At 74.4% G+C, this 12,554-nt stretch carries 8 protein-coding genes; 2 read left to right on the forward strand and 6 right to left on the reverse strand.

Features of this window, described 5'->3' with window-relative positions:
• Window positions 1-740 precede the first annotated feature (740 nt).
• Genes E8D34_RS18765 through E8D34_RS18780 form a run of 4 tightly spaced genes read right to left on the reverse strand, consistent with a single transcriptional unit; the run spans window position 741 to window position 7,052 of the window.
• Window positions 741-3,338 carry a non-ribosomal peptide synthetase gene (locus E8D34_RS18765; protein WP_240771458.1) on the reverse strand — a complete coding sequence of 866 codons (2,598 nt, stop codon included), beginning with the start codon at window positions 3,336-3,338 and terminating at the stop codon, window positions 741-743.
• Window positions 3,335-4,399, reverse strand: coding sequence for an ABC transporter ATP-binding protein (locus E8D34_RS18770; RefSeq protein ID WP_136596194.1), 1,065 nt, complete (start codon window positions 4,397-4,399; stop codon window positions 3,335-3,337). The genes E8D34_RS18765 and E8D34_RS18770 overlap by 4 nt, the downstream gene beginning before the upstream one ends.
• Window positions 4,396-6,048 (reverse strand): iron ABC transporter permease, encoded by a 1,653-nt coding sequence (locus E8D34_RS18775; RefSeq protein ID WP_240771459.1) that lies wholly within the window; start codon window positions 6,046-6,048, stop codon window positions 4,396-4,398. The genes E8D34_RS18770 and E8D34_RS18775 overlap by 4 nt, the downstream gene beginning before the upstream one ends.
• On the reverse strand, window positions 6,045-7,052 hold the full coding sequence (locus tag E8D34_RS18780) for an iron ABC transporter substrate-binding protein (RefSeq protein WP_240771460.1): 1,008 nt from the start codon (window positions 7,050-7,052) through the stop codon (window positions 6,045-6,047). The genes E8D34_RS18775 and E8D34_RS18780 overlap by 4 nt, the downstream gene beginning before the upstream one ends.
• A 232-nt stretch (window positions 7,053-7,284) precedes the next feature.
• On the opposite strand from E8D34_RS18780, the gene E8D34_RS18785 reads away from it, so the two are divergent.
• Window positions 7,285-7,719, forward strand: coding sequence for a VOC family protein (locus E8D34_RS18785; protein ID WP_136596195.1), 435 nt, complete (start codon window positions 7,285-7,287; stop codon window positions 7,717-7,719).
• A 12-nt stretch (window positions 7,720-7,731) separates the two neighbouring features.
• Here the strand turns inward: E8D34_RS18785 and E8D34_RS18790 are convergent, their stop codons facing one another.
• Window positions 7,732-8,181: an Lrp/AsnC family transcriptional regulator gene (locus E8D34_RS18790; protein WP_136596196.1), complete on the reverse strand. Its 450-nt coding sequence runs from the start codon at window positions 8,179-8,181 to the stop codon at window positions 7,732-7,734.
• Between the two features lie 158 nt (window positions 8,182-8,339).
• Between E8D34_RS18790 and E8D34_RS18795 the strand changes: the two genes are divergently transcribed.
• Window positions 8,340-11,924, forward strand: coding sequence for an indolepyruvate ferredoxin oxidoreductase family protein (locus E8D34_RS18795; RefSeq protein ID WP_136596197.1), 3,585 nt, complete (start codon window positions 8,340-8,342; stop codon window positions 11,922-11,924).
• 43 nt (window positions 11,925-11,967) lie between these two features.
• On the opposite strand, the gene E8D34_RS18800 is transcribed toward E8D34_RS18795, so the two are convergent.
• Complete coding sequence (locus E8D34_RS18800) at window positions 11,968-12,507, reverse strand: hypothetical protein (RefSeq protein WP_136596198.1); 540 nt, start codon at window positions 12,505-12,507, stop codon at window positions 11,968-11,970.
• Window positions 12,508-12,554 lie beyond the last annotated feature (47 nt).

Below are 12,554 nucleotides of genomic sequence, written 5' to 3' on the forward strand. Positions count from 1 at the left end.
TTCCAGCGTCGACACACATCGACGCAGATCAGATGTCACCTATCCGTGCAGCAGACCCGACCGCCGTCCAGGCGGCCTAACCCCAACTGTCACCTGTCCGTGCAGCAGTCCCTACCTTGGCCATGCGGACCCAGGCTTCACGCTCCGGACCTACACGCACCTGATGCCCACATCGGCAGAGCGCACCGGGAACGCGATCGACGAGACGCTGAGAGTACCCAGTGCGCCCCCAGAGGAGCCCGACTAAGCGTTTTCGCAGGTCACAGGCGCGTCCCCAGTCAGTACTACGACATCTGATCCCGGGGTTCTCACCCTGATTCAGTAGTGGTCGGAAACGGCCCCTGACCTGCACGGACGTTGCTCGACGTCGCGCAGCGTCAGGGGCCGTTTCCCGTTGGCCCGTGGCCCCGGTGTGTCCCCAGTGTGGCCCCAGCGACCCCAGCGGCCCGTGAGGCGGTCGCGGCGGCACGTGGGACCGCCCTCCCCACGCAGCAGCTCCACGGCCTCGAAGGTCGGCGTCGCTCATCGCCGTCGCGCTGTGCGCTCGGGTGCGCAGCGGTGGCGCGGGTCGTGTGCCCGAGAGCCCGCTATCCCGATGCCTCAGGCACACGACTCCAGCCGAGCCCCGACACCAACCGCGTCGTGTGCCCAGGACCCCGCTATGTCGATGCCTCAGGCACACGACCCGGCCCGGCTCCAAGGACAACGGACTCCCGGGCGGCCGCGTGGGTCGTCGGGGTCTACCCGACGCCCGAGCCCGCCGAATCCGCCGGCTCCGCCGAATCCGCCGACTCCGCCGGCCGCACGATCGGCGAGGCCGGAGCCCGGCCGCCCCGGCCGGCCCTGACCGCACGCCCGGCGCGACGGACCAGCCGCGAGCCGGCCGGCACGACCCGGTGAGCCGCGACCCCCACCGCGAGGGAGGCGACCACGGCCCAGACGGGATGGCCGGCGTCCTCCAGCGGCGGGTAGACCTGCCAGTGCGTCAGGTAGATCCACAGCGAGGCAGCGGCCAGGCCGGCCACCGGCGCGGCGAGCGCCCGCGGCATCCGCACCGGCCGACCGAGGAGCAGCAGCAGCACGCCCGCCACCACGATGGCCTCGCGACGGGGGTCGCCGAAGAAGCCCACCGTGGCCGCGATCGCCAGTGCCAGCACGAGCAGCCGTTGCCACCGGCGCTGCGCGAAGCCCGCGCACGCCCCGAGCGCGAGGCACCACGCGACCACCCCCGGCGTGTAGCGCTCGGTCGCGCCGGCCTCGATCCCGGTCCACCAGAAGCGGAGCGCGAGCGCCGCCCCGAGCACCAGCAGCGCGCTGGCGAACGGCGCCGCCCGCTGCGCGCGGGAGAGGGCGGGCACCGCGAGCGCCGCGGCCACGGCGACGTACGACCAGACCAGCGCCTCGAGGAACCAGAACTGCCACTGGTCGTCCCAGGTGTCCGCGCCGACGGCGCCGTTGAGCAGCAGGGCCGTGGGCCACTCGTACTGGTGCCCGAGGACGGCCAGCGTGCCGACGAAGGCGGTCACCGGCAGCGCGACCGCGCGCGCACCGCCCAGCACCGCGCGCACCCGCTCCCGCTGGCCCGGGACGGACAGCTGGAAGCGGGCAAGGTTGTACCCCGCGACCGCGAGCAGCACATGGGCGCCGCCCTGCACCTGCAGCAGGTCGGCATGGGCCACGACGACCAGGACGATCGCGACAGCGCGCAGCAGCACCGCCATGTCGACCGCGACCCCCGGCCGCCGGCGACGCGTCGGGACCGTGCCGACGGTCGGGGCGGCTCCGGCCTCCGCCAGCGCCGCGGCGGTCATCGTCGGCCAGCCGGCGGGCAGCGATCCGAGACGCTCCCCGAGCCGGGTGGAGACCTCGACGTAGGAGAGCGAGTCACCGCCCAACCCGACGAAGGTGCTCCCGAGGTCGGCGTCCGGGCGGTTCAGCGCGACGGCGTACAGGTCACGGATCTCCTCGGCCGTGGCCGGTCCCCGCGGCGCGGGCGCCCGCAGCGCCTCCTCGCGCTCGACGTGCGCACGCAACGGTCGATCGTCCGGCTTGCCCGCCGACGTCACCGGCAGCCGGTCCCAGCAGACCACCCGCACCGCGGTCCCGCGCAGACCCGTGCGGTCGGCGACCAGGTCGCGCACACGGGCGCGGCGGCGCTCACCGGTCGTGAAGACCCACAGCGCCTCGGGGCGGGCCAGCAGCCGGACCGGGTGCCCGGCATCGGCCGCCGCGGCCTCGACCCGGTCGAGATCCACCCGGTGGCCGAGCACCTTGGCGTGCCGGTCGCGGCGCCCGACGACCTGGAACAGCCCGGCGTCGGTGACCCGGGCCAGGTCGCCGGTGCGCAGCTCGGTCAGCTCGCTGCCGCGGGCCAGGTCGGCCAGCGACTCGGCGTACCCCATCATCACGTTCGGCCCGGAGTAGACGAGCTCGCCGACGCCCTCCGGGGCGCCCGGGACCGGCTCGATGCGCAAGCGGCCGCCGGGCACCGGCACGCCGATGGTGTCCGGGTGGTCCAGCGCGAGATGCGGTGGGAGGTAGGCCATCCGCGCGGTCGCCTCGGTCTGGCCGTACATGACGAACAGGTCGATGCCACGCTCCCCCAGCGCCCCGGCGTAGGAGCGCACCCGCTCCGGCGGCATCCGGCCGCCGGCCTGGGTGAGGTAGCGGAGCGTCTCCAGTCGTGGCAGCACCCTCCTGCCGAAGTCGATCGCGTCGAGCAGCGCGTAGGTGTGCGGCACGCCGGCGACGCCGGTGACGCCGGTGCGCTCAGCCAGGTCCCAGAAGCAGGCGTCGGCGACGGAGAGCTCCGTGAGGACCACGGTGGCCCCGGCGACCAGGTGGCTGTGCAGCACCGAGAGCCCGTAGCAGTAGTGCAGCGGGAGCGCCGTGATCGCGACGTCGCTCGGACGCAGGCCGAGGTAGTCGGCGATGCTGCGTGCGTTCGCCGCCACGTTGTCCCGTGACAGGCGGACGAGCTTGGGCGATCCCGTCGAGCCCGAGGTGGAGAGCAGCAGCGCCAGGTCCGGGTGGAGACCGGCGGCGGTGCCCGGCGGGTACGCCGCCGCGAGGTGGCCGTGACGGTCCCGGTCCCCCGGCGCGATCAGCAGCACCGGGTCGGCGGCGGCGAGCGCGGCCAGGTAGTCGACCACGAACTCCAACGTCGGCGCGGCCTCCAGGAGCACCAACCGGCGCGGCCCCGGGGTCCGCGCGGTCCGCACCAGGGCGCCGAGCTCGCCGTAGCTGACCGTCCGGTCGTCGACGACGAGCGCCGGGTCCTCGTCGGCACCGCCGAGCAGCCAGTGGGTGGTCCCGGAGGCCAGGAGCGGCGCACTCACGCCGGCCCCTGGGGGAAGGCGAGCACGTCTCCGATGACGCGGAGGCCGATCCGGCTGCCCGGCGCGGGCACCTCGTCCGCCGCGACCCGCGCGGTCACCTCGACCGCGTCGGCCCCGTTCAGGACCCGCACCCGCACCGTCGCGTCGTGGCCGAAGAACGACACCTCCAGCACCTCCGCGGAGCGACTGCCTGGGTCGTCGGACGCGGTCACGGCGACCTGCTCGGGCCGTACGGCGAGGAGCACGGCGCCCTCGGCGGCGCCGCGGACCGGGACCGGGCCCAGCGCACAGTCGGCCAGGCCCGCGGTCGCACGGCCGCGCACCAGCGCCGCGCCGCCGACGAACGAGGCGACCGCCGGTGTGGCGGGCTCGAGGTAGAGCTCGGCCGGCGGCGCCACCTGGACGAACCGGCCGGCCGCCATCACCGCGACCTGGTCGGCCAGGGAGAGCGCCTCGCCCTGGTCGTGGGTGACCAGCACCGCCGTCGCGCCACTGGCGCGCAGCGCCCGCGCCACGCCACGTCCGGTCTCCTCGCGCAGCGCTGCGTCGAGGGACGAGAAGGGCTCGTCGAGCAGGACCACGTCCGGACGTGGCGCGAGCGCCCGCGCCAGGGCGACCCGCTGCTGCTGGCCGCCGGAGAGCTCGTGGGGCTGGCGGTCGGCGAGCGCCTGCGGCAGCTCGACGAGGTCGAGCATCTCCGCCACGCGCCGCCGCGCCTCGCGGCGCCCGCCACCCGGACGGCGCCGGCCGGACAGCCCGAAGGCCACGTTCGCGGCCACGTCGAGGTGCGGGAAGAGCGCCCCCTCCTGGGGGACGTAGCCGATCCGGCGCTCGCGGGGCGGGACCGCCCGCCCCGCCCCCGCGACGACCCGGTCGCCGAGGGTGATGGTGCCGCGGTCCGGGTCGATGAAGCCGGCCACCATCCGCAGCAGGGTTGTCTTGCCGCAGCCCGAAGGACCGAGCACCGCGGTGAGCCCACCCGGCACCTCGAGGTCCACGCCGTCCAGCACGCGGGCGGTCCCGAACGACTTGGTCAGGCCCGACACGATCAACCCGGTCATGCCGGCCTCCCCTGCTGGTGACTCTGCTGATGACTCTGCTGGTGGACGACGGCGACGCGGCCGAGCAGCCACGTCGCGGGGACGGACAGGACGATCAGCGCCAGCGCGTACGGCGCGGCCGCGCCGTACTCGACCGCGGACGCCCGCGCCCAGAACTGCGTCGCCAGCGTGGACGTGCCGGTCGGGGCCAGCAGGAGCGTCGCGGTCAGCTCGGTGGCGACGGCGAGCGAGACCAGCGCGACGCTGGCCGCGAGCCCCGGCAGCACCAGCGGCAGGGTCACCCGGCGGGCGGCGCCGGCGCGGGTGCAGCCGAGGGTGGTCGCGACGTCGTCGAGGACCGGCGGGGCCAGCTCGAGCGTGGACCGGACGCCCACGGTGGCGCGCGGCAGGAACAGGATCAGGTAGCCGATGACCAGCAGCGGGAGCGTCTGGTAGAGCGCCGGCACCACGTTGATCGAGACGGTCACCAGCGCGAGGGCCACCACGATCCCGGGCAGCGCGTTGGCCGGGTAGACGCCGCGCTCGAGGAGGGTCGAGAACGCACCGCGGTGGCGGACCGCCAACCACGCCACGGGGAGCGCGGCCAGCGTGGTCAGCAGGCCACCCGCGATCGCCAGGCCGAGCGTGGTGCCGATCGCCGCACCGAGGCCGCTGTCGGAGAGCGAGGAGGAGCTGCCGCGCAGCAGCCAGCGCAGCAGGCTGGTCAGCGGCACGCCGAGGGTGAGCACCGCGAACCCGGCCAGCACCGTCGTCCAGGCGGCCGCCGAGCGGCCGAGCCGGTGCCGAGCCGCGGGTCGACCCACGCCCGCGCCGACGCGGGACAGGCGCCGCCGGCCGCGGGCCAGCGCCTCGAGGCCGAGCAGCGCCAGGCAGAAGACGACCAGCACCAGCGCCAGCAGGGTGGCCGCCGGTCCGTTGAAGGAGACCCGGTACTGGTCGAGGATGCCGGTGGTCAGGGTCGGGTAGTTGAGCAGTTGCAGGGCGCCGTACTCGCCGAGCAGGTGGAGCCCGACCAGGAGCGCCCCGCCGAGCACCGCCGGGCTGATCGCGGGCAGGACGACGCGGAGGAACGAGGCGACCGGCCCGACGCCGAGGCTGGCCGCGACGTCCTCGACCGAGGCGTCGAGTCGACCCAGCGCCGCCACGGTGGGCAGGTAGACCAGCGGGTAGTAGGAGAGGCTGACGATCAGCACCGCGCCCCAGTACGACGACTGGACGGCGTGCGTGGCGGAGATCCAGCCGTAGCCGTTGACGAACGCCGGCACGGCGAGCGGCGCGCAGAGCACGCCGTGCCACAGACCCGACAGGCGCAGGTCGGTGCGGGCCACCAGCCACGCGAAGCCGACGCCGAGGACGACGCTCAGGGCGACCCCGCCGACTAGCAGCCGGCTGGTGTTCCACAGCAGGTCGGCGAAGCGGGGCCGGGTGAGCAGGTCCCAGGCCTCTGCGGGTCCCATCTGGGCCGTCGACCAGAGCACGAACCCGAGCGGGACCAGGCTCGTCGCGACGACCAGGACGCCGAGCGCGAGCAGTACCGCCGGGGGTCGCGGGTGCGCGGCCCGCTGACCGGACGCCGCGCCGGCGCGCGCGAGCGCCAGCGCCTCCGCGGGGTCGGGCGGGGCCGGATCGACGCCGGCGGGTGCGCTCACAGCACGAAGCCCGCGTCGGAGAGCAGTTCCACCACCTTGTCGCCGTCGAGGTCGCTGATCGCGACCGCGGGCGGCTCGAGGTCGGCGAACGGCTTCACCGGGGGCGCCAGGCTGACGGCGGGGTTGAGCGGGTACTCCAGGGCGTAGCTGTCGGCGAGCGCCTGCTGGCCCGCCTCGCCGGTCAGGAATGCGACGAACTGCTGCGCCTCGTCGGCGTGCTCGGCGCTCTCCAGGACCGCGGCACCGGAGACGCTGATGAAGGCGCCCGGGTCCTGGTCCCCGAAGAAGTGCAGGGCGCTGTCGTCGCTGTTCTCACCGGACTCGGCCTGGTCGCGGTACCAGTAGTAGTGGTACTCGATCCCGGTGGCGACCTCGCCGGAGTTGACCGCCTCGAGCACGACGTTGTTGCCGTCGTACACAGTGCCGTTGGCCTTGAGGCCCTCCAGCCAGGCCCGGGTCGCCTCCTCGCCCTCCAGGTCGAGGACGGCGGCGACGATGGCCTGGAAGTCGGCACCGGTCGGCGAGAAGGAGACCTTCCCCGCCCATTCCGGCTCGGCCAGGTCCAGCAGCGACTCCGGGAGCTCGTCCTCGGCGACCAGGTCGGGGTTGTAGACCAGGACCGTGGAACGGGACACGAAGCCGGTCCACAGGCCGCTGTCGGGGCGGTACTGCGCGGGGATCGGGTCGGTCGCCTCGGCGTCGAGGGGCGCCAGCAGCCCGGCGCGCTCCACGGCGGCCATCGCCGGGGAGTTCTCGGTGAGGAAGACGTCGGCGGGCGAGGCGTCGCCCTCCTGGATCAGCTGGGCGGCCATCTCCGAGTCGGAGCCGTTGCGCAGCACGACCTCGATGCCGGTCGCCTCCTCGAACTTCGGGGCGAGCTCCTCGAGCAGCTGTTCGTGCTGGGCGTTGTAGACCACGACCTGGGGACCGTCGTCGCTGGAGCAGCCGACGACGCCCAGGGCGCCGACCAGCGCCAGGGCCATGACCAGAGGGGTGCGCTTCACGGTGGTCTCTTCCTCCGAACCCGCGGCATGGGCCGCGAGGACTGCATTAGGGAATGCTTACCTTAGGCGAGGTGGCGCGCTCCGACGAAACGGAGTCTCATCGACGGGCGTCGTCCAGGCCCGGATCAGCGAGATCGCCCGTGCCGATCTGCGCGCCGGGGCGTGTCGGCGGCCCGCCGAGGGCCCGGCGCAAGGAGGCGACGACGTCGGTGACCGGCCCTAGCCTGGCGGCATGCCGTCGGTGAAGCAGGTCCAGGTCACGTTCGACTGCGCCGAGCCGGAGCGGGTCGCCCGCTTCTGGTGCGACGTGCTGGGCTACGTCGTGCCGGCGCCGCCGCCCGGGTTCGACAGCTGGGAGGCCTTCGCCGCCACGCTGCCGCCGGAGCAGCAGGACTCGGCGTTCGCGTGCGTCGATCCGACCGGCGCCGGCCCGAGGCTCTTCTTCCAGCGCGTCCCCGAGGGCAAGGTCGTCAAGAACCGCGTGCACCTCGACGTGCGGGTCGGGACGGGCCTGGTCGGCGACGAGCGCGTCGCCGCGCTCGAAGCCGAGTGCGAACGGCTGGTCGCTCTCGGCGCCACCCGGGTGCACCTGCTGCGGGCCGACGGGGTGAACGAGTCCTGCCTGGTCATGCAGGACGTCGAGGGCAACGAGTTCTGCCTGGACTGATCGGCGCCGTCCTCACGCCAGCCGGTTCCACTGCTCCAGGACGACCAGGGTCTTGGTGCTGGCCACCGCCTTGCCCGAGCGCAGCGAGCTGACCACCCGGCGCAGGTCCTCGACGCCCTCGACCCGGATCCGCACCAGCGCGTCGGGGTCGCCGGCCAGGGTGGCGACCTCCTGCACCTCGGGGACGTTCGCGACGTACTCCATGATCTGCGCGAGGTCCACGTCGTCGGTGAAGTGCAGCTCGCACATCGCCTCAATGCCGGTGGCGATCCGCCCGTGGTTGACCTGGATCGTGTAGCGCTCGATGACCCCGAGCCGCTCCAGCCGCGCGATCCGGCGCTGGACGGGCGCCACGGTCAGCCCGACGGACCGGGCGATCTCGCGCAGCGGCCGCCGGGCGTTCTCGCGGAGCAGGTCGAGGATCGCGCGGTCGGTGTCGTCCAGCGTCGCCTGATCGGTCACGCAACAAACTGTAACTGCCGGATTGCTTCCATCGCTCGCCGGCATCTGATTACGACGCATGCATTGCGCATCGTCGCCAAACTGGACGACTTCGGTTGTGATCTGACCCACCCGACCGCCAGGCTCGCGTCACCACCCCCGACCGCGTTGGAGGACCCTTGACCGAGCTCCTGGACCGGCCCGCTGCGGCACCCACCGCCGCACCCGCGACGGCGCCCGAGGCGGCGTACGACCTCGCGGACCGGTACCGGCACGGTGGTCCGCCGACGCTGCTCACCGGTGTCCAGGCGATCGCGCGGCTGCTCGTCGAGCACCGCGCGCTCGACCGTCGCCGCGGCCTGCGCACCGCGTCCTTCGTCTCGGGTTACCAGGGCAGCCCGCTCGGCGGCCTCGACCGGCTGCTCGCCGGGATGCCCGACGTCCTCGACGCCGACGACATCCGGTTCGTGCCCGGCCTCAACGAGGAGCTCGCCGCCACCGCCGTGTGGGGCACCCAGATCGACCTGCCGCTCGGCACCGCGACCCACGACGGGGTGACCGGGTTCTGGTACGGCAAGGGCCCCGGCGTCGACCGCGCCACCGACGCCCTGCGCCACGCCAACATGTACGGCGTCAACCCGCGGGGCGGCGCCGTGCTGCTCGTCGGCGACGATCCGGCCTCGAAGTCGTCGACGGTCCCGGCCGTCAGCGAGCGCTCCCTGGCCGCACTCGGCATCCCGGTCCTCTTCCCGCGCAACGCCGCCGAGGTCGTCACCCTCGGCCTGCACGCGATCGAGATGTCGCGAGCCTCCGGCTGCATCGTCGCCCTCAAGATCGTCGCCGACGTCGCCGACGGCGCCTGGGTGGTCGACCCGGCCGTCGGCGAGCTGCAGCCCGTCACCCCCAGCATCGAGTGGGACGGCAAGCCCTACGCCTACGAGCAGCGCCCGATGGTGGTCCGCCCCGACGCCATCGTCCGCGCCGAGGCCGACCTGGTCGGCCCCCGCACCGAGCTGGTCCGCGCGTACGCCGACGCCAACGGCCTCGACATCCTCGACGTCGACCCGGAGCACGCGACCGTCGGGTTCGTCGCCACCGGCAGCTGCTACGACGCGCTGCGCCAGGCGATGGCCGACCTCGGCGTGACCGACCACGAGCTGACCGCCGCCGGGATCCGGGTGCTGAGGCTCGGGCTGATGAGCCCGGTCTCCCCCGGCACGATCCGCCGGTTCGCCGAGGGCCTGGACCGGGTCGTCGTCATCGAGGACAAGACGGCGTTCGTCGAGACCCAGGTCCGCGAGATCCTCTACGGCACGCCCGCGGCGCCCGCGATCCTCGGCAAGCGCGACGCCGACGGCCGAGCACTGATCCCCGCCGACGGTGAGCTCACCTCCGGCCGCCTCCTGGCGCCGCTGCGCCACCTGCTGCAGGGCACCGTCGCGATCACCCCGCCCGCCGCGAAGCGCACCCCGCTGCCGCTGCTGTCGGCCAGCCGGTCGCCGTACTTCTGCAGCGGCTGCCCGCACAACCGCTCCACCGTCCTACCGGAGGGCTCGATGGGCGGCGGCGGCATCGGCTGCCACGCGATGGTCACCGTCTCCGACCGCGAGGAGAGCGCGGTCACCGGCGTCACCCAGATGGGCGGCGAGGGCGCGCAGTGGATCGGCCAGTCGTGGTTCACCGACGCCGAGCACGTCTTCCAGAACGTCGGCGACGGCACGTTCTTCCACTCCGGTCAGCTCGCCGTGCAGGCCTGCATCGCCGCCGGCGTCAACATCACCTACAAGGTGCTCTACAACCAGGTCGTCGCGATGACCGGCGCGCAGGACGCGGAGGGCGCGTTGTCCGTCCCGCAGCTGACCCACAAGCTGCGGACCGAGGGCGTGCGCAAGATCGTGGTCTGCACCGACGACCCGCGCAAGCACCGCCGCCGCGACCTCGCGCCCGGCACGCTGCTCTGGCACCGCGACCGCCTCGACGAGGCGCAGCGGATGCTGCGCGAGATCCCCGGCGTCACGGTGCTCATCTACGACCAGCACTGCGCCGCCGACGCCCGCCGCCAGCGCAAGCGCGGCGCACTGCCCACCCGCACGCAGCGCGTGGTGATCAACGAGGCGGTCTGCGAGGGCTGCGGCGACTGCGGCGCCAAGAGCAACTGCCTCTCGGTGCAGCCGGTGGAGACCGAGTACGGCCGCAAGACGCGGATCGACCAGACCTCCTGCAACACCGACTACAGCTGCCTCGACGGCGACTGCCCGTCGTTCGTCACGGTGGAGACCGCGCCCCGGTCGCGTCGCGCGGAGCGCCGGGCCGCCCGCAAGGCGGCGCGGCAGGCGGCGCGGCAGGCTGGCAGCCGGGCCGAGCGCCGCGGGTACCCCCAGCCCCCGTCGGTCGCGTCCAGCCCGGCCGAGGAGCGCGTCACCGCCACGCAGAACGTCTTCATGGCCGGCATCGGCGGCACCGGCATCGTGACCGTCAACCAGGTGCTCGCCACCGCGGCGCTGCGCGCCGGGTACGCCGTGGAGTCGCTCGACCAGACCGGGCTGAGCCAGAAGGCGGGACCGGTCACCGGCCACCTCCGGTTCGCCGCCGGGGACCTGGAGCCCGCGAACCGGCTCACCCCCGGCTCCGCGGACTGCTTCCTCGGCTTCGACCTGCTCACCCTCGCCGAGGACCGCAACCTCGCCTACGGCAGCGCCGCGACGACCCGCACCGTCGTCTCGACCAGCCGCACCGCGACCGGCGCCATGGTCGAGGACCCCGCCGTGCGGCACCCCGAGGAGGCCGACCTGCTCGCCCGGGTCCGCACCGCCTCGGCCGACCTGGTCGACCTCGACGCACTCGAGGCCTCCGAGCGGATCTTCGGCAACACCGTCGCCGCCAACTTCCTGCTCGTCGGCGCCGCCTACCAGGCCGGTGCGCTGCGGCTGCCGGCCGCGGCGATCGAGGAGGCCATCGAGATCAACGGGACGGCGGTGGCGGCGAACGTCGCCGCGTTCCGCTGGGGCCGCGTCGCCGTGGCCGACCCCGCGACCTTCCGCGCCGCCGGCGCGGCGGCGCCCACCGACCCGGTGGCGCCGGAGGCACCTGTCCCGGCCTCCGTCGCCGCCGCGGGGCTCGACGGCGAGGTGCTGCGCCTGGTCTCCCGACGCGCCACGGACCTGGTCGCCTACCAGGACGAGCGCCTCGCCGACGCCTACGTCGACCTGGTCGCCCGGGTCGCTGCCGCCGAGCGCGCGGTCACCACCGAGACCCGGCTCAGCCAGGCCGTCGCCCGCCACCTGTTCGCGCTGACCGCGTACAAGGACGAGTACGAGGTCGCCCGACTCCTCACCGACCCGGCCTTCCTCGCCTCGACCGGCGACGCGTTCCCCGGCGGCTCGATCTCGTTCAACCTGCACCCGCCCGCCCTGCGGGCCCTGGGCCGCGAGAAGAAGATCTCCTTCGGCCCGCGCTCGCACGGCAGCCTCCGGGCCCTGGCCCGGATGAAGCACCTGCGCGGCACGCGGGCCGACCTGTTCGGCCGGGCCCACCTGCGGAAGGTCGAACGGGCCCTGCGGGACCACTACCGGGCGGTGATCACCGACCTGGCCTCCTCCCTCACACCGGCGACCTACGACCGGGCGGTGCGCGTGGCCGAGCTCCCGGAGATGGTCCGCGGCTACGAGTCGGTCAAGCTGCGCAACGTGGCCCGCTACGTCGCCGCGCTGCACGACCTGGGCGTCGCGACGCCGCCGGTGCTCGGCGAGCCGGCCGCGCACTGAGACCGCGGCGCGCGGGGGTCGGCGCGGGGGCGGTCGGCGCGCATCAGTCGCGCTCGCGCTCCACCGCGAAGGCGGGCGCGCCCGCGACGCAGCGCGCGACGACGGTGACGCTGCCGCCCTCGTCCTCCCCGCCCTCGAACTCGACCTCCAGCGCCTCCGAGGAGCCGTCGCCGACCTTGGCCCGGTAACCGTCGGCGGGCTGCGCGGAGACGAGCCGGACCGCACGCCCGCTGCAGGATGCGGTGACCACGCCCCCGGCGCCCTGCCAGGTGCCCTCCCGCGCCGCCGGCGCCTCGGTCGCCGTCCCCCCGGAGGGTGCCCCGTCGCGGTCGGGCGGGGTCGGGGTCCCCGGCGTCTGCGAGGCGGGTGCGGTCGCACCGGCGCCCGAGGACGGTGACGTCGACGGCCGCAGCGCCGGCCGGGTCGGCGTCGCCGGCACGGTCCCGGTGGTGGCCACGAGCGGCTGCTGGGCGTCGACCAGCTCGCTGCCCGTCCGGGAGATGACCGCCCACACCACGCCCGAGATGCCGGCCGCCACCACCAACCAGACCACGACGAGGGCGAGCACGCGGGGCCGGGTCATCGACTCATCCTTCCGAGGGATCCTGATACGCGGAGGCTACGGTTCCA

The organism is Nocardioides sp. GY 10113 (assembly GCF_004919105.1).
Taxonomy (GTDB): Bacteria; Actinomycetota; Actinomycetes; order Propionibacteriales; family Nocardioidaceae; genus Nocardioides.

Excerpts from the sequence above, each read along its gene's own strand:
- E8D34_RS18785 (WP_136596195.1), top strand. The coding sequence starts at position 7,285 with ATGCCGTCGGTGAAGCAGGTCCAGGTCACGTTCGACTGCGCCGAGCCG.
- E8D34_RS18800 (WP_136596198.1), bottom strand. The coding sequence starts at position 12,507 with ATGACCCGGCCCCGCGTGCTCGCCCTCGTCGTGGTCTGGTTGGTGGTG.
- E8D34_RS18770 (WP_136596194.1), bottom strand. The coding sequence starts at position 4,399 with ATGACCGGGTTGATCGTGTCGGGCCTGACCAAGTCGTTCGGGACCGCC.